This window comes from Chryseobacterium sp. HR92 (assembly GCF_045689405.1).
GTDB classification, from domain to species: domain Bacteria; phylum Bacteroidota; class Bacteroidia; order Flavobacteriales; family Weeksellaceae; genus Chryseobacterium; species Chryseobacterium viscerum_A.
Window position 1 is genome coordinate 4,245,918 of the sequence record NZ_CP139139.1, and the last position, 22,868, is coordinate 4,268,785.

A 22,868-nucleotide genomic window follows, 5' to 3' on the forward strand; every position below is an offset into this window, starting at 1 on the left:
TTCCTGATTCTTTTTTTTGCAAAATTATAATTGAATGAATGTAGATATAAAGAGATACTACAGTTGCAAATATTATGGTATAAGGAGTAACTAACATAATTGATTATTATGGACAACACCAAGCTTGAGTTGCGTAATGCACTACTCCTAAACTTGTGCTTTCTGATAAGCCCAGACTTCTACAACCTTTCAAATCACCGTCATTAACATCGGAAATAATATTATGTAATAAATTTGCTTGTGCAGCAGCAGCATTCATCCCTACTCCAACATTGTATACTGTATTGAAGAAAGAACATCCTCCACCTGCAATTCTAGATGAATAATCATCAAATGTAGTTTTGTTTAATGTCGGATCCGATGTTACTTCACCTAAGAAAATCATAAGCACGTTTAACTTTCTATCTTCATTTAGGTTTTTTTGATCAACATCTTCAAGAAGACCTTTATAATATGGAGTTTCTACATAAAACGTATTGTCTATAGAATAAATCTGATATGATTCATCTTTTGAAAAACTTAATGTGTTATCAATATAATCAAAACTGTAATTCTTTAAATTATCACGCATTCCTAATAAATACAAATCCTTAGAAGTACTAAATGTATAAGTATTATCATTTTTAATTAATTCCTTCGCTCCAAAGTTCATTATTGTTTCTGATAATAAACCTGTCGTTTCTTTTATCGTTACAAAGTCATCTTGACCTGCCTGTCTTGCTGCTGATTTTTCTGATTTTTGCTTTTGTTCTAATTGAGTTGTTGGATTCTCTGTAGTATCTTCACCACAAGAATGAAGTAATGCTGAAGTAGAAAATGTTAAAGCGATTAACGCTAAAAATAGTTTTTTCATAAAGTTTAATGAATTTTTAAAAATGTTATTAATTTTTTATTGCGCAGCAAATATGATAAAATATTGTGAATGAAAATATGTATTTGATACATAAAGAATGCATGTAATATTTTGTTTTTTTTTTTACTTTTGCCAAAACTATGAACATGAAAATCAACATTGATAAAATCAGAAAACAAAGGAGAGATAAGGACTTTTCACAAGACTATATGGCAGAAATTCTAGGTATTTCACAGTCACAATATTCTAGGATTGAAAGTGGCAGATGCAAAGTAGATTTGGAAAAGATAAATACTATTGCTAAGTTTCTAGAAGTAAAACCAGCTGATATTATTGACCATCCATATAGTTTTATACTTGATAGTTCTTTACAACAAAAAATTATAGGCGGCGGTAATGAATATCTTACAACAGAAAGAGAAACTTACCTTGCTTATATACAAGAATTGAAAGACGATAAAGAGTTTTTAAAACATGAAAATCTATTACTAAAAAAAACATTAGAAAAACTGAAAATATGATTACGCTATTGTTAGTAAGGGCAAAATAAAATTCATTAATTATTATCTGAAAAAAAACATTAAGTTACAAAAAAATAGAAATGGGCGGATATTACATTATCAGTCCTTTTTTATTTTTAACCGCTTACAAGTTTCTTCACTGCCAGCACGTGCTTACAAGGACCTCTTTCTCCCTGATATTTACTGAACCATGCGCAGGTACAGCGTTCTTTTTCTTCTTCAATGATTACCGTATGATGTACATCAGTTCCTTCTACTCTGGCTTCTGTTCTTTCTTTGTTGTTATTTAAAATTTCTACTTTTCCGCCTTCTATCAACTTTTCGGCATTTTTTATACGAGGATTGAGGCCAATAATACGGCTTAATTTAAAAGGAAGTCTGCGGTAGAAAAATTCATGATCATCAAGATCATACCCAAGTAATCCCATTGCAGCGAGTCTTCCTGTAATATTATCAGCTTTGCTGAAACTCAGATCTTCCTTCAGAGCAAGTATAGCTGGATCAAAAGATTGATTGGCATAGGCATACTTATCCAAAGCATCAATCCACTCATCAGAAACCTCAGAAATAAGGTTTTCCAATACAGCACCTTCTCCTGAGAAACCTCTCCAGCACTCTCTTGACAAAGAAAAGCTGAATCTGATATGTCCCATATAGAGCTGCCACGTTGTAGACTGCATATTAGAATGTGGAAAAACCTGCATACAATCAATATAAGGAAGCAATGGTTCTAAAAGACGAAGCCTGTGAAGACCGCCTATACAAACAGCATCCACAGATTTTACCGGAGAAAAAATGGGTTTATTTCCTCTCACAATCAGATAATAATCCAACTTTATGGTTCCTTTCGGCATTCCCTGGAACAGCTGCTGTGTCTGAATTTTATTAAAAGTATGCCGTTTTTCAGATTCTGATAAATAAACCTGAACAGTTCCCAGTCCTTTGATCCATTTTACCGGTAAAGGAACCTTTTTTTCTATTACCTTTTCCTCTTTTTTGTACAGGCCCACTTCTTTTTCACCCACGGAAAGTATAATTTTTTCATTTGGGCGGATGCTTCCCAGGGCGTTTATCATAGGCTGATTAAAATCAACATTGGTAGTTCCGTTTTCCAGGAACTCACCTTCCAGACCATCAGGCAGTATGTCAACTCTTGCATAGACTCCGGCACAGTGAGAAAAACCTTCAAAGCGTAATCTTTGATTTCCGGCTGTTACTATCGGATCTTTGAGAAATGCCATCTGAAACGGAGACAGATTAAAGCTGGATTTCACAATATTGGAAAGTGTAATCAGGCAACGTGCTAAAATAAAAGGCTGCCTGACATTTCCCCAGAAAAAACACGGGACATCGGTATTTTTATGGACCTCACTGTATTTAGCAAGAAAAAGCTCTTCAAGCGCATCTTTCCTTACTAAAGAGGATGCTTCTGAATAGTTGTAAATAAGTGTATCCTCCATAATCTATTTTTTCAGAAGAAGACTACATATTTTTTTCAGACTCGAGTTTTCTTTCCAGCTATCTAGTTTTATGATTATCTCTTTATGTGCTTCTGAGTGATTCAAAGCCAATACTTCATGGTATATTTCCAGAATCTTTTTCAGATTGGTTACCGGTGTTTCCATTTGAAGCAATATATTGGAAATTAATTCTTCCAGGGCAATATTATGATTCTTACTGACATTCAGCATATGATGCTGCATGAGATCTGTTAGTCTTTTAACAGGTGCCCATTCCAACTTTTCATGCAGACCAATCACTCTACCTAACCATGCATTATCCATGGTTTGGGAAGAAACGTGTTCCAGCCAAATTTCAGCTGCTGTACCGCGGATCGTCTTATCGCTGTCCAGGAAAATAGTTCCTAAGAACAGATATCCGATTTCATCCAAAGGTTTTTTAACCTGATAAAGCGCATTTGCTGTATTCAAAACCAGACTTCTTTCATAAACTTCGGCAATTCCTGAAAAGAAAAGACAGTGCTTGATTACTTTTGCCAAAGCATTTGCCGGAGTGTTCGGAAAGCACAGCATCAAAGCGGGAATTTCGGTAAGTTCTTTCTGTTCGGCAACGAAATACTCCACGAATAAAGGTTCTTTTCTTTTTACAAGATGATATTTAGGGATAACAATCTTCAGCTCTACAGGGTAGTATGAGTTTTTCTTATTATCAATGGTTTTCCATTTGTAAGCCCCTGAAAAGAATTCTACAGGAATATCATCATACCCGAAACTGCTGAATTCTTCAAACACTATTTCCGGTGAACGGGTAATTCCCGCAGTCATCCACCATGAAGGGTGTTCAAATTTTCCTTCCGGCTTAACATTTTTGCCAAAGAAGAAAAGTAACAGTTCTTTATATTCTCCTTTTAATCTTCTTTCAACTTCTACAACAGCTTCTGAAGTATTGTCTAAAGCACAACGCTGCAATGCCAGCTGAATATCCAGATGATGGGGTTCAATATTATTATTCTGATAGCTCTCCAGTCTTTCCACCAGTGTAATAGGGGAAATCCAGCATGGAGCATGGGTAACAGGGAACAATAACGGGATTTTATCTCCTGATTTTATTTTTTCATATGCATGGATAGCAAGCTCCTTAAAAGCTATTCTGGCAGGGCAGTCTGCTCCCACATTTTCAATTGGCCCCAATTTTTTCTGATAATTGGAGTAAGATTCTCTTGCTGTTTCCTCTTCTTTGGTCTTATGGTAAATTTTTTCCAGATTTTTAAGCTGAATAGGATATTTTTCCAGTAAACCCAAGCCATAATTGATAATAGCATTGCACAATAAAACATTCAGATAGGGAACTTCCCACTTCGCAATTGTTTTACAGGCTTTCAAAAATACCGGTTCTATTAATTTCACAGACTCAGCGTTTACATCACCGGCAAAATGGATAAATCCAGTCAAAGCAATATCACAATGCTGGCTGTATGGATCATCCATAGCCAAAGGAAGATAAAACATCAGATCTTCAAAGTTCTGAAGTACTCTCACCGCATTTTCCTCTGTAGTCAGGGATAATTTTTTCGACGCTATTGCCTCCAGCTCTGGTTGTGTTTCTTCAATATATTTTATCAGAAGAGGACGTACATTAGTCAGTATATTATCTGAATAATGGGAAAGAGCCTCTATGATATTTTCTGAAGCTGGAATATATTTAAGGATGATCTTCGCAGCTTTTGACTGTACACCATCATCTTTGCTGACAAATGCAGTACTTAAAGCCATTCCCAGCATTTCAGGATCTATTTTCTTTCTCTGGAATATTTTTTCGGTAAGTACCAGACTGGAAACAACCACCGTTTTTACTTCCGAACTCAGTAAATTCGGAAGGTAATGGGAAAATTCATCATTTTTAAAATTAGGAACTCCCACAATTTTTTTCAAATGTGATAATATGGTATTCACAGCTTTTGACTGTGAGGAAGCCAGCCCTGCAAGCAATTCATCCTGCAACTCAGACAATTCTTCTTCTGTTGGTTTTAATGATGTAAACGCATCCATAAACCAGCCTGTTACATTTTTATTAAAATTTCTGTTGGAAGCCAGAAGACATTCTTTCAAAAACCTTTTTCTTTCAATCTTTTTTTCCGTGATGAGCTTCTGAACAATAGGAAACCATTCTTTACGGAAGGGTAAAGATTTAGAAGGATATTCACATAGATACCAAAAATGGGTATTAAGGGTTTCGGGATGGCGGTCCAGTTCAGCCGGGTAATTGCTCAGATGATGTCCCAACAATTCCGGTTTGGGCTTTACATAGCCTTTTTCTGTCCATCCTAAAATATCTTTATAGTTAAACGCTGTAAATTCAGCTTCTACAGATTCATTGATAAAGTCTGAAAACCATTCCGGGCAGCCCCACTCCAGGATCTGTTCGGTTTGTTCTGCATTACGGAAAAGACTCCAGTAGTTTTTACCGAAGTTCTTTTTGTCCATACAGACAAATGAAGCAATATCAATAATGGAATGCTGGCTTACAGATCCTGCCGTATGGTAGGAGTTTTTAGTCATTACAATTTTACTGATCTCCCTGTCCATTTTCTTTATAGAGGGCACCAGTGTTTTCCTTTCTTCAATGCTAAGTTCTTTTAGAAAAGGGATAATCTCATGTATTTTTTCCTCATTAAGGATCTCATAAAGTCTTTCTTTCATGTGCTTCTAATTTGATGTATAAATTTGTTTCAGGTTATTCATTTTTTCCATTCTTCTAACAGTCCGATAATGGGCTTGGTTCGGTTCTGCTTTATCAGGTCATAACAAAACTTGGGGAGCTTTTAACATTAAAAACTGATTTCTCAACAGCTGAAAGAATGGGGATCAGCAGTTTTCTGAAAGCGATATTACAACTAGTAATCAGGTTGATAAATTTTAAAACTTTGTCTGTAAACTGCTTTACAGATGGCCATTCAAAACTGATCTTTTTACCAATTAATATTCCCAGTGTCTGTTTCTTAAAATCATCCGAAACTGCCTTGTTTAATAAGGCTTCAAAAGCCGTACCAGAGAATGTTTCGTATTTATTAAACAGTCCCAAAGAGAGGAATAAATAATGTATCTGCTGCGAAGATAAATCCAGCTTCATCCAAACATCCGGAAACACCGTTTCTTCTTCGGTATTATATTGATAAACAGCACTTGATGAAATTTTATTGCTTTTCATTGAAAAAAAAGAATCTGAAAAACAAAGTTTCTTATATAAAATTCCGATCAGGCTATTATGATAAACACTATGGTAAAGATGGAATACATTGTTCAAAAAAGAAGCATTTTCAAGAAAATAATTTTCAAAGAATTCGTCGACAAAATAAACCGGTATCACATCATATCCGGATTTGTCTTTGTACTCATTTCCCGCTTTGCAGCCAATCAAAGAAGCTAATACAGAAATTGTATTAAGGCTCAGTTTTTTATTATTATGTTTTTTTAAAAGAGCAACAACTTCTTTTTTATCTTTTGGTGTAAGCTTTTTAAGAAAAGGAGCCATCTCCTTTATTTTACAGTTTAAATACATTGTCTTAAAACCTTCATCAATAAACATAAATTCATTCTTATCAGCTAAAATAAAAAAAAATGGCTGACAGACAGTAAATTATCCCATTAAAGTGAATTTTTTAACAAAATATTAAGTTAATAAAACAACTACCAGTATCACTTTGACACTCTAAAAACAATTCCCTGTTTAAGGATATATTAACAAAAAAGTGGTTAAAGACTCTGTACTTTGACATTTACACATTATTTAGTGTCTTAATTTCGGAATTTGTACTCTTCATGATTAAGTCAATATATTATACAGATACGTTAATTTTATTTAAAATATTAAAATCAGGATTGTAATTCATTAAATTTTATATATTTGCCAAATAAAAATACTTGATAACTCAAACACTTTTCAATGATAAGTACCGAATTATTATTTTTAATAAACATTAATAAGCTGCAGTCTGTAATCGCCAGAAAATTTGATTCTTTGAGCGTTCATGGTCTGGGATTCAATGACTTTGTTATTCTTTATATCCTTAATTCTTCATCTGAGAGCAAAATGAGAAGAATAGATCTTGCTGAAAAAACAGGTCTTACAGCATCTGGAGTAACCCGATTATTGAACCCTTTGGAAAAAATTGGGTTGATAGCCAGAGAAACCAATGAAAGAGATGCCCGTGTAAGCTATGTGGTCATCACTTCTAATGGTAAAAAGATCTTTGAAGAGGCAAAGCGAAGTGCAGAGCATATTACAAAAGAAATTCTTTCTTCAAAAAAGAATAAATCTTTAAAGATGGTGAATCAATTTTTATTTGACCTGGGAGGAAATATACAATAATGAAAACATGAAAAATGCATTAAAAAAACAGCTTAGAGAAAAAGCTAAAGATCATAAAACAACAATGGGAGTTCTTGCTGTTACAAATACTTTAAATGGAAAACAGTTTATCCAGGCTTCTTTAAATCTGGAAGCGTTGGTGAATAAGATGAAATTTCTTTTAAATGGCGGGTTATTTACCAATTCTCAATTACAGAAAGAATGGACAGAATCGGGAAGTGATCTTTTTACTTTTGAATTTGCCATGATTGTACCTGATCAAAATAATGAATATATCAACTACCGTCTGGAGATACAGAAAGCTGAGCAGAAAGTAATTTCAGAAAGTACCACTGAATTGTATTAATTTCTATGGAAACGATTCGCATACAAGATATAGATTTATGCTACGAAATTTTTGGTGAAGGAAATTCCAAAAATTTAGTCCTGATCTCTGGATTAGGAAGCCAGATGATCCGTTGGGATAGTAAATTCTGTAAACTTTTGGCTGAAAAAGGATTCAGGGTAATCCGTTTTGACAACAGAGATTCTGGAAATTCTGTTTTTAATGCAAAAAAAGAAATCCCTTCAGATAAAAGTATTGAAGAAGTTTTTGCTGTGATAAACAAAGAAGGTATTCCTTATACTTTGATGGATATGGCAAACGATGTTATTGGCATGCTTGATCATTTAAAGATTGAAAAGGCTCATATTGCAGGACGCTCTATGGGGGGAATCATCGCACAGATTTTAGGTTCATACTATCCTGAAAGAGTTTTATCATTGACGATCATCATGTCAACTTCCTTAAAACCTGCCCTCCCTAAACCAGATCCTGAAGTAATGGCTATGATGACACAGGTATCTGCAGATCCTTTTCTTTATAGAGAAGAGTATTTCAGGGAGAAACTCCATTTTGCAGAAAAAATATCAGGTTCCGGATATCTGTTTGATCCGAATCAGGAAAAGGTTTTGCTTGAAGAAGAACTTACCCGTTCCAGAACGAAAAACGGCATCATCCGGCAGCTTCTGGCTATGGGTTCTTTTCAGTATAATCCTGACATGCTGAAAAAAATAACTGCTCCGGCTTTGATTATTCATGGAACAGATGATCTGATCTTCCATCCTGATTGTGGAAAAGATATTGCGGATTCTATTCCCAATGCTGAATGGCTTCTCATTGAAGGGATGGGACATTCTATTCCTGAGGAGCTCTATGGTTTTATCAATGGCAGGATCTCTGATTTAGCAAAATAAAAAAAGGCTGCCTCATCATTTGAGACAGCCTTCATTTTTAAATGGATCTATTGTTATTTAAGATGACTTAACAATTTTTCATGCACCAATGCAGAATCTTTGCAATGTTTTTGGCATCATCCACTCCTCTGTGATGTGTACCTTCAAGCGTAAGGCCCAATTCACCCAAAGCTCTGTTCATTCCTACACTTTTCCTGATGGTAGGATGAATTTCACCAAATAATGTTTTCACATTGATATGGTCATCACTCATAGGATAATCTGTATAGAATCTTCTTGCCTGATTCTGAAGCATATTCAGATCATAGTTTCCGTAGCTGGCCCATGTCAGTTCTTCTGAATCATATTCTGCTCTCAGAATATCGAAAGCATCATCCAGCATGATTCCTTCATTATCCAGCATATTTTGGGTAATGGTAGTAAGCTCCGTACAGAACGGGCTTACTTTTGAATACTGGGGTTTTATTAAAATCCCTTCATTTTTAGAGATCTTACCGGTCTTTGCATTCATGATACAAACACCAATTTCGATGATCTCACTTTCCTGGCCTCTTGGCGGTCGGTTTTCCCAACATGTTGCTTCAAGGTCTACGATTAATATATTTTCTGTTGTTTTCACTTGTTTAAAATTTGATTGTTATGGAGGAAGATGAATGTGGGAAGAGGGAAGTTTTACAGTATCTAATTTACTTCCAGCCTCCTGCTTCAGGCTTCCAGCCTAATTACTAATTACAGAATCTTACTTAAAATTCTGGCTGTGTTATAAGCATCGTCTGCTCCGCTGTGATGAGTACCTTCAAAATCCATGTTCAGATGACCAAGAGCTCTTTTAAGGCCTATTGATTTGTACAGTCCGAAATGTCTTTTAAATTCAAACATCACATTCAGATAATTTTCTGAAAAAGGATTTTTTATGCCGAGCCAATCACATTGTTCTGTGATCTGTTCTCCATCAAAGTTTCCATATCCTGCCCAGGTAAGCTGTTCAGAATGGTATTGATCTCTGATTATTTCACAGGCTTCCTCAAAATAGATTCCTTTTTCTGCTATCAGCTACGGGGTAATTCCGGTCAGTTTTGTGCAGAACCTGTTGATTTCCGATCTTTCAGGAATTACATAAATGCTTTGTTTTTGGGAAATTGCTTTTGATGTTAAGTTTAATTTGCAAATCCCTATTTCTATAATATCGACTTTCTGTCCGATGGGAATTCTGTCGTTTTCCCAACACGTAGCTTCCAGATCGATAATTATGATCTCGTTGGTTGTTTTCATTATTTTTTTAGAAATTAGAAGCTAGAGGTTAGAATTTAGTTAGGTTTCTACTCCTCCTACCCTTCAACTTCCTTTCTATTGTTAATTGTTAATTTCTTGGAGCAAATGGAGGTGTCCATTTTTTCCTTTTCATCAATTCTTTGACTTCCTCGTAGGAAACCGGATAAAAGTTGTGGCAGTCTACCCCAACGTCAAAACTAAGTGCCATCTCATCATCCGGCAAGGTTCCGTGTGAATGACCGTATAATTGCCAGACACCACGGTGTGAGCCATTCCAGGTACGCATCGCGTAGTGGAAAAGAATGATTTTCTGTTTTCCGTTGTTTTGATCCGGTTCATCAATTTTCAGTTCATGGTAATCTCTGATGGAAGCAAACCGCTTGGGATAGGTTAAAGCAGCTCCTTCGTGATTACCTTTGATCAGATGGATATTACCATTTAACCTGTCTAAAATTTCCTTTGTAAAATCCGGTTTTCCTAAACTCATATCTCCTAAATGGTAGACTGTATCACCGGGTTGAATTTTCTCGTTCCATCTTTTAATGAGCTCTTCATTCATATGGTCCAGAGATTCAAAAGGTCTTTCTGAAAATTTTATAATATTCTCATGACCAAAATGATGGTCTGCTGTAAAAAATATATTGGGTTTCATTTTTTTAATTGTTTGAATGTTACCGTAAAAATCATATTACTTTACGGTTAAGGTTATACATAAAAAAGTTTCGGTAAAAAAATTACCGAAACTACACTTTAAGAGTCATCAACTCTTCTTTTATAAAATCAATTACTAAAGAATTCAATTTTTTATTGATCCTTTTCTGCTCATCTTTTTCAATAGCTGGGAAAGCTGCCGGAAAATCTTTCTGGAAATCCTCTAAAATATCCTGTGAAAAAAGACCAATGACCTTACCTATCATTTTAGGTTCGAATTCGCCGATTTTGCTGACCACATTATGTAATCTGTTGACTGTAACATATTGTTGGATTTCTTCCCAGATTTCCTGAGCTTTTTCACTGAAATGAATCTGTTTTTGAACAGTTTTACCTTCTTTTTTAACCATTTTGGACTTTTCTACCCATTTTTCATTCTTATTTTTCAGAATGACTCTGGCTCCGTTTCCAAAATATTTGGTTTTCAAAGTTTTCACGATGGTACCTTCACACATATTGCTCTCCAATTCAGGTAATCCCAGCCAAGCCGGAATTTTTGAATTGAAAACATTGGGGAATTTCAAAGCTTCTTCCAGAGTTCCCTGAAACAAAATTTTAGCATAGAAAAATCCTGTCTCTTCAAAAATCTGATTGACAACTTCTGTATCCAAATAGGTAATCCCATTCAGTTTAATATCGAAAGCGTAAAATTCATTATAAGGTGCATATTCAATACCTTTCTGTACCTTCACAGCATCTTTTACGGGTTCCACTTCTTTATGTTTGTAACCACCACCGAACAATTCACCGTAGATTACTACAGTTTCTACATCCGGGTAAATGGCTTTCACTTTTTGAAACACTTCTATTACATTTTCTCTGTAGCGTTCCAACATCTGATGTGCATTGAAAAATTTCTCATCTTTTTCGATGAAAGCAGTTCTCTTCGCGATTTTAATTTCCTTTCCGTCGGTAAAGAAAGAGAAATTAGCTCCGTGAACTTTTTCCTGTACTATGAAAACCTCATCCCCAAAACCCTGTATTCTGATCTGCTCGATCACGCGGGCTTGGTAAGCATTTTCTATAGAATTATATGTTTTGAAAATCATTTTGTTTTAGTTTTTAATCGTTTCTGATTCGTTTTTCTTCATCTGGGTAATATGTCTTTGAGCATGAAGTGAAAGAAAATAAATATATTCGTATACATTAATTTTCCCCAGTGCATTCACCGTCATTGTTGTTTTATACAAGAGACCTTCGCCGTTCTTCATGAGTTCCAGATATTGTAAACACTGAAGATATTGCTGAGTAATTAAGCTTCTGATTTCATCCAGACCTAATTGTCCTTTCGGCTCCATATGTTCCGGCCTTATCCATTCAAAAGCGCCATGTTCACCTACCTTGTCAAAGTTTTCTTTATTGAAGCTGTAATTTTTCATTTCAGATTCCAGATCAAGATGTAAAGAATTTTTCATTGCTTTTTTGGAACCTTTTTCAATAAGGATCAACAAGTAAAAATTCGTAAGATAAATGTGTTCTAAAATCTGCTGAACGGTCCAACCTCTGTTTGAAGGTTGATGGTTCAATATTTTATTATCTTTTTCAAACCATCCATCCACTTCATCAAATGTGAACTTCAGATGTGTTTTAATATCCTGAATATATCTAAAAATATCCATTACAGTTTTTTAAAATATTTTATTAAAAAAAGATTACACCATCATATCAGCACAGTTGGAACTTGCGAAGGCGTAAGGTTTTGCTTTAAACACATATCCCATTCCCAGAATATATCCCATTGCATCTTTTAATGCTACATTGGATTTAAAATCGGGATCGGTATTAATGTCTGCGTGTACCTCCATTTCCACACCATAAGTATCCAACACAGAGCAGATAGCGTATGCAATCTCAACGGATTTGTTGACCTCATTCAGCATTCGCTCCTTGATACTGATACTCTGTATTTCTCTTTCTTTTCTGATAAAGGTAAACGCTCCTTTTCCCTCACGAATAAATACTACTGCCGTAGCATAACTGATGGCATCTCCGTATACATGAGAGTCTGATCCCACACATACTTTCAGACGGTGTCCGTTGGCCTGTTCGCGGATGATGGCTTCTTCTACCAGCTGTGTGATAGAGTTTTGAAAAAATTTTCCATTCATATTCTGCCATGTTTGTTGTTGCGTTTCCATTTTTTCTACATGTTTTAAATTTTGTTTTAAATTAGTTTGAATTGTGAATCATCAATTTTTTTAAATTCATTTGCAAAGCAAAATTCAATATTGACTATTCATCTTTTGCACTCCGAACCGGACTCGAACCGATACCATCAGTTTTGGAGACTGAGATGCCGCCATTACACTATCAGAGTAAATACTGTTAATTCATTAGGACTCGAACCTAAACTACAAGAATCAAAATCTTGTGTGCTGCCAATTACACTATGAATCAATTTCATGAGCAATAAGTAATTGGTAATGAGTAATACAGAAACTAGTCAGATATCAATGATTGCTCATTGCGTATTACTTATCATTCATGCTTTTTGTGGAACAGACAGGAATTGAACCTGTACCTTTAGTTTTTCAGACTAACGTGCAGACCTTCTACACCACTCTTCCGGCTATTTATAAGTAATGAGTAATTGGTAATGAGTAATATTTTCTCTTTTTATTATTACTTATTGCTCATTGCTTATCATTTATGTTTTGGTACGGGAAAAGGGACTCGAACCCTCAAAAGCTTGATCCTAAATCAAGAGTGTCTGCCATTCCACCATTCCCGCAGATTTTTCATTAGTAATAAGTAATATAAAAATCTATGGTTATTACTTATTGCTCATTACTTATTGCTCATATCTTGTACCTCTCCCCAGATTCGAACTGGGACTTTACGGGGTTTAAAGCCGTTTTCTCTGCCAATTGGAATAGAGAGGCGTAACTTATTAGTAATGAGTAATCGGTAATGAGTAATATTTTCTCTTTTTATTATTACTTATTATTCATTGCTTATTACTCATATTATATCTAGGTTTGAGAAAGCTCTGTCTGTTAATAAATTATGCCTGCTAGTATTTGTAAAGATCTTCTGCGCTTGACAAACCTTTCTCATTTCCTAATGTATTTTGTTAAAAAAAAGTGAAAGGCTGTCTGTTTTTATTGACTAAAGATCTTCTGCTCTTGACAGACCTTTTCTCTTTTCTTCATTTTTTGTGTGAATGGTAACTGGCCAATTTTTTTTAAAATCTGAACTTTCATGGTATTATATCAATTCAATATTGACCAGCTATTCACATCCAGTACTCTATAAGGGAATCGAACCCTTATTTTCTGCTCGAAAGGCAGACGTCCTCACCATTAGACGAATAGAGCATTACCCACTGACCAGGAATCGAACCTAAACAACAAGAGTACATTTCCTGCATGCTGCCATTACATTACCAGTGGTTGGGTGGAAGTAGTAGGATTCGAACCTACTCAGCTATGAAGCAACAGATTTACAGTCTGCCCCGACTCTCCAACTTCGGCGTACTTCCGGATTTTTATGAGCAATTAGCAATGAATAATAAGTAATTCCTCATTTTTCCTTTCAAAAAAGGAAAAGGTCTGTCTTTATATTGAATGTTTAACTAAAGATCTTCTGCGCTCGACAGCCTTTTTCTTTTATTAATAAAGGATATTTCTTAAGAGTGATGATATTTCATCTGTACTATCTTTTCTAATATCTCCTCTTTCTTTGAGATGGTTATGGGATTCAAACCCACTCAGTTTACACAACGGTTTTGCAGACCGCCCCGACTCTTCCACTTCGGCGAACCATCAGATTAAAAAAATAAAGTCTGTCTTAATTTATTTGATATAAGAACTTCTACGCTTGACAAACTTTATTTTTACCTAAAAATTTATAAATGATATTCTTTAATTTCTAATTAATCCGGAGAGAAGAAAAGTCTGTCTGTATTTTTCGTGTTTGGCGTAAAGATCTTCTGCTCTCGACAAACTTTTACTTTTTCTCCTGAAACAATTAACAATTAGTTACCTGCGATTCTGGAAAGACTCGAACTTTCAACTTCCGGTTTAACAGACCGGTGCTCTGCCATTGAGCTACAAAATCATTGTAATTCCGGAAGGACTCGAACCTTCAACCTTCGGCGTATCAGACCGACACTCTAACCACTTGAGCTACGAAATCATTTGTATTCCATAAGGGGATCGAACCCTTGTCGTTCGGTAGAAAGCCGAATGCACTTACCACTATGCTAATGGAACAAATTGTCTGGAAAGCAAGATTCGAACTTGCGACCTCCCGCGTCCAAGACGGGTAAACAACCACCGTTATCTTTCCAGCTTTGGGGTCCATTTCTGTTTCTTTTCCGGGAGACAGCCGGATTGGAAATTTTCCATGAACCTTTTTTGTGATTCCGAGAGGATTTGAACCTCTAACCCTGGGTTTAGAAAACCCATGCTCTATCCGGTTGAGCTACGGAACCGTTTTTGTAACCCCAGAAAGATTTGAACTTTCAACCCCCGGTTTAAAAGACCGGTGCTCTAACCAATTGAGCTATGAGATTTTATATCTGGGGTATCTCCGGGGATCGAACCCTGTTCTCCGGTTCCACAGACCGGCGCTTTACCAAATAAGCTAAAGAAACCATAAAAAAAGCGCCTCTTTTCGGGAGGCGCTTCATATATTTTAACGTAAGAGATCATTAGCTGACCCACGTATATAAGCACCTTTTATCCACAATTCCACTTTCAAGAATACACGCAACACCTGTCGGCTCTTGCCCGAATAGTCTTGAATAATGATTGAATATGTTGTGTAACTGTTTCATTTTATTTTTGTTTGTTTCTAAATTATTTTTAATTGAATCCTGAAAACCTGTTGCTTTCAATTTTCGGTTGCAAAGTAAATATGAATTTTTGGAATCTGCAAATAAATTTTCAAATCAAATCATTGATAATCAATCTATTACAATTAGTTTTTAGAATAGAGAATTTCTGTCCGCAATATTTTGCAGATATCTTAATTACCTAAATGACTGTCTCTCACCGGGTTGCTTATCACTCTATTTTATCGTATTAAAGTTTCATTCTTTGTTAAAAAATTTTCATGTTTATAGTTATTTTTTTTCATTCTAAATAATTTCTGACCTAAAAAACAAAAAACGCCTCGATTTTTCGAGACGTTTCTGTTGTATTTTGATTAAATTTTTACAAGTTTACAGTAAATAATTTCCAAAGTCAGCACATTTCGCCTCATTCCATATCATCTCATCATACCCGAATAACCCTTTCGTAGAAGGACTTTCGCATAGTTCTGCATTGATATGTGCTCTTTGTATTGTCATAATTTTCTGGGGCAAAGATAAATCTTTTTTGATATTATTTTATCATTTTCACAAGGAAGGGTAATAAAAAGGGTGTTTCTGATACTTATGTATAATGCTTTTTTAAACGCAAAGTTTTAAGTTCAAGAGTTTCTTATTTTTAGGGAGCTAAGGGGAATCAATTAACATTGATTTGATGAAGCAGAAGTTTTTCTTTAATTTTTAAATTCTTCAATCTTTAAATATTTAATTCCTGAACATTTTATTTCTTCCTGTTTTAAATCTCGAAATATCTTTGAGAATTACCTCATCATCGGGATTAAAAAATTTCAGTTCGTTTACAATTTCGGAACGGGTAGCTACTTTTTCAGCAATGATCTCATAGGCGATATTTCTGGTTGCCATATGCAATTTAGGATCTTTTTTGAATTCATATTTCAGAGCCTCCAGAAAAGTAATCTTTTTGTGAGCCGGAGTTTTTTGATATAAATGCTGGATCTCAGATTCCAGTTTTTTAATGTCAAAGATATTGGCAAAGTAGTTATTCAAACAATTGAATGCATCTTTATCTTCTTCCCAGCCTTTCAACAGTACTTTTTGTGCTTCTTCCGTTTTCTCCATTTTTTTACGGTATACCAAGGAAGCTTTCACCATCTGATTATTGACGGTGTAGTCATCTGCAACCATCTGATAATAATTGTGGGCGTTTTTAAGATCGTTGATTTCTTTATAGAGATCACCTACTTTTTCTTTCTGCTCCATTTCTTTATAGAGGTCAATGGCTTTTTTGTATTGTTTGGCTTTTTCATAGCAGGTTGCTGCATCGGATTTATTGTTCAGCTTTTTAAGATAGACTACGGCTGCTTCATTGTAGAACCCACCATTTTCCAGCGTTTTTGCGCCTCTGTAATTATCCTGCAGCAGATTCATATAGACTCTGGCTGCTTTTTTGTAATCGTTTTCAGCAATATATTTTTCGGCTAGTTCTTCATATTTGCTTCGGATTCTGTCAAAAAGTGAATTTTCCAGATAGAAACTGCTGCTTCCACTGCCTTTTCTTCCTGCTGAATTTCTGTTGTTTTGCTCTTTATCTTTTAAGGAAGTGATCACAAGAAGGATAATAAAGGCTACGATTAAAAAAATAGCCAATGTTCCCACTACGCTCCAAAAGCTTTCATGAAATAACTGGGCAACGATTCCGATAACCTTAAACATGGCCAGCAGTACAAATGCGGCCATAAACTTATCTATAAATTTCTGTTTATTCATCATCATCGGAGTTTAAAATGGTTTTATCTTCCCGGAAAAGACGATAAAGGAGTAGCATTACACAAATCACCAGAACCCATACAAACCAGTTGTACCCAAACGTTTTTACCAAAGGATAAAATAAGTACACCAGCATCACCACAAGGATTGCTATTAAAATAAATTTCACCCATACAGGTACATTATCACCGCCAAGGTTTAATGATTTATTTTTAAATAAGAACAAATACAATCCTACTCCTGCAATCATGAGGATAACCATGTACATAACATCTGAAACCGGGGCTTTTTTCTCCAATGGAGATCCTTCCGGTCCTATTCCTTTCACCTTGGATTTGTCAGTTAAAGCAGAAGAAGGGTCTACAATATCCAATGTCCCGTAAAGTTTTCCCAGAGAATCAGCCATCAGGGCCTTTCTCTTTTTAAGCAGAAATTTTACGACTTCTCCGTTCACAGGTTTTCCTTTGGTATACTGCTTGAGGGAATCTGAAATTTTACGTTTCAGTTTTTCTGTATTTTGTTCCAGATGTTTTGTGATCTTTTGGGTATAAATAGTTTTAAGAGAGTCTCTGCTTTGTTTTTCTTTATTAACAAGTTTTTCGATGTCACTTCCTATTTCACTTACATCTCTTCCACCGGCTTTTTTATAATTTTCTTTGTCTTTTTCTGTTTTAGATTCTATAATCCCGGCGTGAATAAGTTCTTTGGACAATACTTTTCTCTCCTGATGATACATAGAGTCTATCTTCAGATCAATTTCCGAAGTTCCGGACTGGAAAGCAACCATATCAGAAGGTGCTTTTACAGCATTGTCTGCAATTTTTCCCGAAGAGGCAACATTTTCTTCCTGTTCGGAATCATTTTTATCTGAAGGTAATGCAATCTTTAGGACTATAGCCACAATAATAACTGCCCAGAATATTCTTCGAAAATTCCTTGTTCCTGCACTTTCGGTTTTACCTCCTGCACCTCCGCCAAATAATCCTTCCAGCCATGTAAATTTTCCTAAGCCATCTCCTCTGGAAGTTCCCATAACGTCAAGTGAAACACCTAATTCTACTGCCCGTTCAGGATATTTTTCAATATATTGTAAATACTTTTCTATTTCTTTTTTATTCCCGGCCATTACTTTTTTAAGATCAAACGGCAGGTTATTCATCCATTCTTCTTCCGTTTGCTTTGGCTGTAATGCTTCCATCACTTTTTCATCATCTATTTCAACTGTATAGCTTTCAATTTTTTGAGGGATTGAAACTCCATTCAGTGGTTTTCTGATGCTTTCATTTATAATACCGGGCTGCTGAAGTAATGAAATCCAGTCGATTTCTTCAGATAATTTTACCAGTCCGAATTCAGGATGCATAATCAGAAAACGGGAATCAAGCTGTGCCCAGTCTTCCGGGTTTATTTTGGGATAAAAAGTAGTATTTTCAGGGATAAAAAGTTTGTTATCTACACACTGGAAGTAAGAATTCCTACCTATTTCCTGCGGGGCATCATTAGTAAAAACAAGGAAACAACCGTACAGCACATTGGGACTGTTGCCCGGAATTGCATAAGATCTTACCTGACTTAAATTAATTCCAAACATTTCCATTTCCTGAAGCCATACCACAGGTGAAGAGCCTCTGATCAAAAGCCCCGTTTTGGGATAGTTATTTTTCGGGAAAGGTTTTATTCTAAGCTCCATAATCCAAAATCTGTTCTATAAACGGTTTTAAAAACCTGTCGCACATATCATCCATTGTTCTTACTTTCAACAGGGCGTGTTCCGGAAGATAATATTCTGATCCTCCAAATTCAGCATAAGTTGCCAAAGAGAGGAATCCATGAGCTGTGGAAGGAATGAAAAATTCTTCAATGCTCTTGTTGCTGCTCCGGAAAGCCAGCATTCCCCGTGAATCTGTAATGATTTCGCTTCCATCGGGAAATGTAAATTTATTTTTATTTTGCTCAGCAAAAATTTTAATATCATACTTATTTTTGGAAAAATCCAGTGTATTTTCTGCAGAACTGTACAATTCATGTCCGGAAATAACCAGATTTTCATATTGATTGATTCCTATTTTGTTGAAATTATTAATAATCTTCAGTCCGCTTCCCTTCAGTTTGGCAACTTCCGCTTCGGCCTTTATATTATTTTTTTCAAATTCTTTATCTTTTCCGGTAATAGGTTCCACAGAGATATTTCCATCTCTGTTTATTTTATAGTGAGTAGAATTATCCGGGTGATGCAGGTAAAAACTTCGTCCAAAATAAAGCAGTTTGTAGTACTCCGGAATATTCATCCCTGTAAGATTCTGCTCAGAATATTCTCTTGTATTAAGATTAAGCTTTGATATTAATTTTTGGTCAGACTGATACTGGCAAAGAATAAAGTGCTGCTGTTTGTTTTTTGCAAGCGCAAACTGTCCCTTGGGTTTTATGGAAATATTGTCAAATAAAACTTCACAGCCATGATGTGTTTTATAGTAATCGTATGAATGTTTGTCGTAATAGTTATCAGAAAGATACGTCTTCAATAGCTGCTTTTTCGAACTCAGAATGAAAAACTCTCCTTCATATAAAAACTTGGCGATCTTATTAACAGGTGTTGGAAATAAAATCGGATAGTTTTGCGGAAGATCTGTTTTCTTTCCGTTAAAGTTTTGAACAGATTGTTTTTGCTGCGGCGGATTGGCCCACAGCTCCTGCAGTGGAAGCTTTATTTTCTGAATATGTTTTCTCGCTCCTTTGTGATGCTTGTAAAAATTAATCTCACCATCTGAAGTGGTAGTCACCAAAAACTTCAGTTGATCTCTGTTCTGATGTACAACCCTCTGAATTTTTTCATCATTCATATTATCCTGATGCGTCATGAAGAATACTTCAATATCCTTTTCTGAATGGTTTTCATTAAAAAACTTTTCCAGGGCTTCTGACACTTCCAAAACCGGACTTACCTGATTCAGGTTTTCCACTACTTCTTCCACTTTGCTAAGTGCAATCGGAACACCTGCCTGTCCTAAAGCAAAGACTTTACATTCAGAATGGGCTTTCGGATGTTTGATAATGGCTATTGCTGAGGCAAAAGCCAATACTTTTGGTGTTCCCCAGTTTCTGAGGGAGGTATCAATAAGGATAATTCTTTCAAAAATATTTTCTTCAGGTGGAATCTCCCTTTGAATATAAAGCGCTTCATTATTGGCAACACGATTCATGAAGACATCATCTTCATTCGCAAATTCGGAGAGAAGCATCCTGTGAAAATCACCTTTGTTGGTCATATCAGAAATTCCTCCAATGGGTTGTTCTCCGGGAGAAAGGTGGCGCATCGGAATTTTCAGACCGCTCCATATTCTTTTGATGAGACTTCCAACCTGAAATGTCTTTGGTTCTTCAATTAATTCTTTGATGAAATCTTTATCAGTATCCGCCGTTGTTTCTTCTTCTACCACCTCATCATCCAGCTCGGGTTCGTCAACCAGCCCCTTCACAGCATCCATGATAGATTGTACAGTAGGAAACTTTTCATTCAGATCTAAAGCGCTAAAATCTTTGTTTAAAACAAATGGAGCAGCATCCTTTTTTTCTGCGCTGAAAGCCAGCTCATGTGGCCGCTTATAATAGATTCTTATATTAGCTTCAGAGTTCAATGAAGATATTCTGTTGTGGCTATTGTTGAATAAGGTCTGCAACAGTACAATTCTGTTCTGTTTTTGCTTGTAAATTTTGGGAAGCGCTTCTATTTTTTCAAGAAATTCAATTTGTTTTTCCACATTGAATTCAAAATCTTCTCCGCTATAAAACTCAGCTGTACGTCTCAATGGGCCGGCAAAATCAATATAGCCGTCCTGCATGGCATACAAAACCATAAGCAAAGCTCCAAAAGGAGGCCATCCCTGTGGCTGAAGCTCTTTAAGAATCTCCATCACATAAGGCCTGTAAGCTATCGCTCCCACACCTGGAACTGAGAGGAGATTATTGTCATGGTATCCGGAATCTCCGGGAACATCTTCATCAGTTTTCCATTCCCAGAAGTAATTTTCATAGGACTGGAAATAGAACTTTAATTCCATTCTCTTGATTTTTCTGTAAGACGGAATGAGCTTACGGACAATGGGCGGAAATCTGTTTCTTTTATTAAAAGGTAATCTCCATTTTCATCCCAAAGCAACCATCCTTCCGGTTTTTTATTATATTTCTGCTGCAACAGCGTACTTACATTTTTAAATTCAAAATCCAGACCTGCCGGCAGTAAATGTCTGTCTTTGGTCCAGTATGTTTTTCCGGGAAAGCTTAGCAGAGGAGCTCCTATAAACAGAGCTTTATCTCCCAGCAAAGTCCATTTTATTTTTTCCAGTTTAAACTTGGGTAATGCTGCGATGCTTTCTTTAATATCAGCAATATTGCTTAATAAAGCAATTACGGGCTGCTCTTCATTGCTTTCTTTTAATCTTACCAGAACCTGTTCCTGAATTCCAAAATAATTTTGATTGAAAGGTGAAAAACTAAGCTGCAATGCCTTGTCTATAGGTATCCAAAGCAATGCTGTCCTCATTTTTTTACTCGGAACCAAAGCTTCTTTCCTGAATAAAAGACCATCCCTAAGTTCATACAGGATGAAGTCAGGTAACTGTTGTATTTCCGGGGCTGCGGCCTGTTCATCGGTAAAGTCTTTCAGCCAGATTGTGTCATCATCTACAGCAATCTGAACATTTTTCCAGTCTCTAATTGAGCCTAGAAAATCTTCATCAGCACGGGGAAGCTCCGCCCAGAATTCTTTTAAACGCTTTGAAGAATCTTCTGCCATAAGCTTTCAATTTCTTGCTGGATATACTGTTTCTGCTCCGGATTTCTGATCCAGTCACAGCGGGTCTGTAAGTATCTCAGTTTATCTTTAATCACATTCTGTTCTTCAAAGCTCAGCATTCCGCCATTCCATTTTTCCACAAGAATTGTCACATCTTTCATGACTTCCTCTGGATTAGGTGTTTTGTTCTGCATCGCTTGTGGATGAGAATCCGGGTGATCATCTTTCTCGATCGTTCTGTTGATAATACCTTCCAGAATTTCAATCTGTTCTTCTGTATCCCAGATATGTTTCAATACCCAAAGATCGGAAAGTACCGCTTCTTTTCTTCCACAGATCAGGGCACTTGCTGCGATCAGGTTCTGAAGTTTTACTGCTCTACGGTCTGAAATGGCAATTCCAGTATTCCTAAGGCTCATAATGGTATTCAGATAGACTTCATATATGGGTTTAAGGTCTATTGCTCTGCACAGGTTCTGAAGCTGCCTGATCTCATCAGCGTGAATTTCCGGAATTTCCACTTCTTCATCATTTTCAAGTTTTCTTCCGGCTAAAAGCACCTGCTGTAATAGTTCAGGTTTTACGTAATCTACATTGATTCTCACAAGAAAACGATCAAACAATGCGTTCAACGCTTCATCTTCCGGAAGAACGTTACTTGCTCCTACGAACATCAATGTGGGTAAATGCTTGGTTTCTTTTCCTCTTTTAAAAATCTTCTCATTGAGTGCCATTAAAAGTGAGTTCAGAATAGCAGAATTGGCATTGAATATCTCATCCAGGAAAACCATGGAAGCTTCAGGCATCATTCCTTCTGTATTGGTTAGAAGTTCTCCTTCTTTCAGTTTTCTGATATCAAAAGGTCCGAAGATTTCGTTCGGTTCTGTAAAGCGGGTTAATAAATATTCAAAGTTTTTCCCGTCTTTCACTGTTTTTGCCAGAGTCCTGACAATAGCTGATTTTGCTGTACCCGGAGGCCCGTACAAAAAGGCATTTTCTCTCGCCAAAAGGCATATTCCCAATAGATCTACAACATCATTTTTGCCTACAAAAGTTTCTTTTACGTAGTTAAGAACTGTATTGAGTTGATTTATATTTTGATTCATTGAT

At 35.9% G+C, this 22,868-nt stretch carries 21 protein-coding genes and 15 tRNA genes; 4 read left to right on the forward strand and 32 right to left on the reverse strand.

The annotated features are described in order from the left end of the window. Positions 1–106 precede the first annotated feature (106 nt). Positions 107–853 carry a hypothetical protein gene (locus tag SFA27_RS19105; RefSeq protein WP_047377797.1) on the reverse strand — a complete coding sequence of 249 codons (747 nt, stop codon included), beginning with the start codon at positions 851–853 and terminating at the stop codon, positions 107–109. Positions 854–999: 146 nt separating this feature from the next. Between SFA27_RS19105 and SFA27_RS19110 the strand changes: the two genes are divergently transcribed. Continuing rightward, entirely contained in the window at positions 1,000–1,374 is a 375-nt protein-coding gene (locus SFA27_RS19110) for a helix-turn-helix transcriptional regulator (protein WP_185097847.1), read from the forward strand. Positions 1,375–1,490: 116 nt separating this feature from the next. Here the strand turns inward: SFA27_RS19110 and SFA27_RS19115 are convergent, their stop codons facing one another. The 3 genes from SFA27_RS19115 to SFA27_RS19125 form a co-directional block, all read right to left on the reverse strand. Continuing rightward, the gene (locus SFA27_RS19115; protein WP_407294290.1) at positions 1,491–2,834 is read right to left on the reverse strand and encodes an SWIM zinc finger family protein; all 1,344 of its coding nucleotides are present in this window, start codon (positions 2,832–2,834) and stop codon (positions 1,491–1,493) included. Between the two features lie 3 nt (positions 2,835–2,837). After that, complete coding sequence (locus SFA27_RS19120) at positions 2,838–5,534, reverse strand: DUF6493 family protein (RefSeq protein WP_264519136.1); 2,697 nt, start codon at positions 5,532–5,534, stop codon at positions 2,838–2,840. A 94-nt stretch (positions 5,535–5,628) separates the two neighbouring features. Beyond that, entirely contained in the window at positions 5,629–6,366 is a 738-nt protein-coding gene (locus SFA27_RS19125; RefSeq protein ID WP_407294292.1) for a DUF6493 family protein, read from the reverse strand. Between the two features lie 411 nt (positions 6,367–6,777). On the opposite strand from SFA27_RS19125, the gene SFA27_RS19130 reads away from it, so the two are divergent. Genes SFA27_RS19130 through SFA27_RS19140 form a run of 3 tightly spaced genes read left to right on the forward strand, consistent with a single transcriptional unit; the run spans position 6,778 to position 8,439 of the window. Beyond that, entirely contained in the window at positions 6,778–7,203 is a 426-nt protein-coding gene (locus SFA27_RS19130; RefSeq protein WP_407294294.1) for a MarR family winged helix-turn-helix transcriptional regulator, read from the forward strand. 7 nt (positions 7,204–7,210) lie between these two features. Continuing rightward, complete coding sequence (locus tag SFA27_RS19135; protein WP_047377885.1) at positions 7,211–7,549, forward strand: GIY-YIG nuclease family protein; 339 nt, start codon at positions 7,211–7,213, stop codon at positions 7,547–7,549. A 5-nt stretch (positions 7,550–7,554) separates the two neighbouring features. Further along, a complete protein-coding gene (locus SFA27_RS19140) occupies positions 7,555–8,439 on the forward strand; it encodes an alpha/beta fold hydrolase (RefSeq protein ID WP_407294296.1) in 885 nt (294 codons plus the stop codon). A 67-nt stretch (positions 8,440–8,506) separates the two neighbouring features. Here the strand turns inward: SFA27_RS19140 and SFA27_RS19145 are convergent, their stop codons facing one another. From SFA27_RS19145 to SFA27_RS19280, 28 genes are all read right to left on the reverse strand, one after another. Then, positions 8,507–9,058 (reverse strand): exonuclease domain-containing protein, encoded by a 552-nt coding sequence (locus SFA27_RS19145; protein WP_407294298.1) that lies wholly within the window; start codon positions 9,056–9,058, stop codon positions 8,507–8,509. 110 nt (positions 9,059–9,168) lie between these two features. Further along, positions 9,169–9,318, reverse strand: coding sequence for a hypothetical protein (locus tag SFA27_RS19150; protein ID WP_407294300.1), 150 nt, complete (start codon positions 9,316–9,318; stop codon positions 9,169–9,171). Positions 9,319–9,492: 174 nt separating this feature from the next. Beyond that, positions 9,493–9,711, reverse strand: a complete 219-nt coding sequence (locus SFA27_RS19155; RefSeq protein ID WP_407294302.1) for an exonuclease domain-containing protein — start codon at positions 9,709–9,711, stop codon at positions 9,493–9,495. Between the two features lie 88 nt (positions 9,712–9,799). Then, entirely contained in the window at positions 9,800–10,363 is a 564-nt protein-coding gene (locus tag SFA27_RS19160; protein WP_407294304.1) for a metallophosphoesterase family protein, read from the reverse strand. 91 nt (positions 10,364–10,454) lie between these two features. After that, positions 10,455–11,471, reverse strand: coding sequence for an RNA ligase, Rnl2 family (locus SFA27_RS19165; RefSeq protein ID WP_407294306.1), 1,017 nt, complete (start codon positions 11,469–11,471; stop codon positions 10,455–10,457). A gap of 6 nt (positions 11,472–11,477) precedes the next feature. Beyond that, a complete protein-coding gene (locus tag SFA27_RS19170; protein ID WP_407294308.1) occupies positions 11,478–12,041 on the reverse strand; it encodes a DinB family protein in 564 nt (187 codons plus the stop codon). A gap of 33 nt (positions 12,042–12,074) precedes the next feature. After that, positions 12,075–12,560, reverse strand: coding sequence for a ribonuclease H-like YkuK family protein (locus tag SFA27_RS19175; protein WP_047377788.1), 486 nt, complete (start codon positions 12,558–12,560; stop codon positions 12,075–12,077). A 108-nt stretch (positions 12,561–12,668) separates the two neighbouring features. Beyond that, a tRNA-Trp gene (locus SFA27_RS19180) sits at positions 12,669–12,739 on the reverse strand. A gap of 8 nt (positions 12,740–12,747) precedes the next feature. Then, positions 12,748–12,819 (reverse strand) — tRNA-Gln (locus tag SFA27_RS19185). 97 nt (positions 12,820–12,916) lie between these two features. After that, positions 12,917–12,989 (reverse strand) — tRNA-Phe (locus tag SFA27_RS19190). Between the two features lie 88 nt (positions 12,990–13,077). After that, positions 13,078–13,153, reverse strand: a tRNA-Leu gene (locus SFA27_RS19195). A gap of 77 nt (positions 13,154–13,230) precedes the next feature. Further along, positions 13,231–13,304: transfer RNA gene (locus SFA27_RS19200), tRNA-Leu, on the reverse strand. A gap of 363 nt (positions 13,305–13,667) precedes the next feature. After that, positions 13,668–13,739, reverse strand: a tRNA-Glu gene (locus SFA27_RS19205). A gap of 80 nt (positions 13,740–13,819) precedes the next feature. Then, positions 13,820–13,903, reverse strand: a tRNA-Tyr gene (locus SFA27_RS19210). A gap of 203 nt (positions 13,904–14,106) precedes the next feature. Further along, a tRNA-Cys gene (locus SFA27_RS19215) sits at positions 14,107–14,188 on the reverse strand. A gap of 221 nt (positions 14,189–14,409) precedes the next feature. Further along, positions 14,410–14,481 (reverse strand) — tRNA-Asn (locus SFA27_RS19220). 4 nt (positions 14,482–14,485) lie between these two features. Then, positions 14,486–14,559, reverse strand: a tRNA-Ile gene (locus tag SFA27_RS19225). Between the two features lie 5 nt (positions 14,560–14,564). Further along, a tRNA-Glu gene (locus SFA27_RS19230) sits at positions 14,565–14,636 on the reverse strand. A 6-nt stretch (positions 14,637–14,642) separates the two neighbouring features. Then, positions 14,643–14,714 (reverse strand) — tRNA-Pro (locus tag SFA27_RS19235). Positions 14,715–14,783: 69 nt separating this feature from the next. Next, positions 14,784–14,857, reverse strand: a tRNA-Arg gene (locus SFA27_RS19240). Between the two features lie 7 nt (positions 14,858–14,864). Continuing rightward, a tRNA-Lys gene (locus SFA27_RS19245) sits at positions 14,865–14,938 on the reverse strand. Between the two features lie 9 nt (positions 14,939–14,947). Continuing rightward, positions 14,948–15,020: transfer RNA gene (locus SFA27_RS19250), tRNA-His, on the reverse strand. Between the two features lie 569 nt (positions 15,021–15,589). Then, positions 15,590–15,718: a hypothetical protein gene (locus tag SFA27_RS19255; protein WP_047377786.1), complete on the reverse strand. Its 129-nt coding sequence runs from the start codon at positions 15,716–15,718 to the stop codon at positions 15,590–15,592. A 225-nt stretch (positions 15,719–15,943) separates the two neighbouring features. Continuing rightward, positions 15,944–16,966: a hypothetical protein gene (locus tag SFA27_RS19260; protein ID WP_407294310.1), complete on the reverse strand. Its 1,023-nt coding sequence runs from the start codon at positions 16,964–16,966 to the stop codon at positions 15,944–15,946. After that, a complete protein-coding gene (locus tag SFA27_RS19265) occupies positions 16,959–18,656 on the reverse strand; it encodes an APC family permease (RefSeq protein WP_407294312.1) in 1,698 nt (565 codons plus the stop codon). Before SFA27_RS19265 ends, SFA27_RS19260 begins: the two co-directional genes overlap by 8 nt. Further along, positions 18,646–21,024: a hypothetical protein gene (locus tag SFA27_RS19270; RefSeq protein WP_407294314.1), complete on the reverse strand. Its 2,379-nt coding sequence runs from the start codon at positions 21,022–21,024 to the stop codon at positions 18,646–18,648. The genes SFA27_RS19265 and SFA27_RS19270 overlap by 11 nt, the downstream gene beginning before the upstream one ends. Next, the gene (locus tag SFA27_RS19275; RefSeq protein WP_264519148.1) at positions 21,015–21,758 is read right to left on the reverse strand and encodes a hypothetical protein; all 744 of its coding nucleotides are present in this window, start codon (positions 21,756–21,758) and stop codon (positions 21,015–21,017) included. Before SFA27_RS19275 ends, SFA27_RS19270 begins: the two co-directional genes overlap by 10 nt. After that, complete coding sequence (locus SFA27_RS19280) at positions 21,731–22,864, reverse strand: AAA family ATPase (protein WP_047377782.1); 1,134 nt, start codon at positions 22,862–22,864, stop codon at positions 21,731–21,733. Before SFA27_RS19280 ends, SFA27_RS19275 begins: the two co-directional genes overlap by 28 nt. Positions 22,865–22,868: the final 4 nt, after the last annotated feature.

Bases quoted from the DNA above. Each gene is read 5' to 3' on its own strand.
- SFA27_RS19255 (WP_047377786.1), bottom strand. From the start codon at position 15,718: ATGACAATACAAAGAGCACATATCAATGCAGAACTATGCGAAAGTCCT.
- SFA27_RS19275 (WP_264519148.1), bottom strand. From the start codon at position 21,758: ATGGCAGAAGATTCTTCAAAGCGTTTAAAAGAATTCTGGGCGGAGCTT.
- SFA27_RS19125 (WP_407294292.1), bottom strand. From the start codon at position 6,366: ATGGCTCCTTTTCTTAAAAAGCTTACACCAAAAGATAAAAAAGAAGTT.
- SFA27_RS19155 (WP_407294302.1), bottom strand. From the start codon at position 9,711: ATGAAAACAACCAACGAGATCATAATTATCGATCTGGAAGCTACGTGT.
- SFA27_RS19115 (WP_407294290.1), bottom strand. From the start codon at position 2,834: ATGGAGGATACACTTATTTACAACTATTCAGAAGCATCCTCTTTAGTA.
- SFA27_RS19135 (WP_047377885.1), top strand. From the start codon at position 7,211: ATGAAAAATGCATTAAAAAAACAGCTTAGAGAAAAAGCTAAAGATCAT.
- SFA27_RS19265 (WP_407294312.1), bottom strand. From the start codon at position 18,656: ATGGAGCTTAGAATAAAACCTTTCCCGAAAAATAACTATCCCAAAACG.
- SFA27_RS19170 (WP_407294308.1), bottom strand. From the start codon at position 12,041: ATGGATATTTTTAGATATATTCAGGATATTAAAACACATCTGAAGTTC.
- SFA27_RS19165 (WP_407294306.1), bottom strand. From the start codon at position 11,471: ATGATTTTCAAAACATATAATTCTATAGAAAATGCTTACCAAGCCCGC.
- SFA27_RS19150 (WP_407294300.1), bottom strand. From the start codon at position 9,318: ATGTTTGAATTTAAAAGACATTTCGGACTGTACAAATCAATAGGCCTT.
- SFA27_RS19260 (WP_407294310.1), bottom strand. From the start codon at position 16,966: ATGAATAAACAGAAATTTATAGATAAGTTTATGGCCGCATTTGTACTG.
- SFA27_RS19140 (WP_407294296.1), top strand. From the start codon at position 7,555: ATGGAAACGATTCGCATACAAGATATAGATTTATGCTACGAAATTTTT.
- SFA27_RS19120 (WP_264519136.1), bottom strand. From the start codon at position 5,534: ATGAAAGAAAGACTTTATGAGATCCTTAATGAGGAAAAAATACATGAG.
- SFA27_RS19270 (WP_407294314.1), bottom strand. From the start codon at position 21,024: ATGGAATTAAAGTTCTATTTCCAGTCCTATGAAAATTACTTCTGGGAA.
- SFA27_RS19175 (WP_047377788.1), bottom strand. From the start codon at position 12,560: ATGGAAACGCAACAACAAACATGGCAGAATATGAATGGAAAATTTTTT.
- SFA27_RS19110 (WP_185097847.1), top strand. From the start codon at position 1,000: ATGAAAATCAACATTGATAAAATCAGAAAACAAAGGAGAGATAAGGAC.
- SFA27_RS19105 (WP_047377797.1), bottom strand. From the start codon at position 853: ATGAAAAAACTATTTTTAGCGTTAATCGCTTTAACATTTTCTACTTCA.
- SFA27_RS19280 (WP_047377782.1), bottom strand. From the start codon at position 22,864: ATGAATCAAAATATAAATCAACTCAATACAGTTCTTAACTACGTAAAA.
- SFA27_RS19130 (WP_407294294.1), top strand. From the start codon at position 6,778: ATGATAAGTACCGAATTATTATTTTTAATAAACATTAATAAGCTGCAG.
- SFA27_RS19160 (WP_407294304.1), bottom strand. From the start codon at position 10,363: ATGAAACCCAATATATTTTTTACAGCAGACCATCATTTTGGTCATGAG.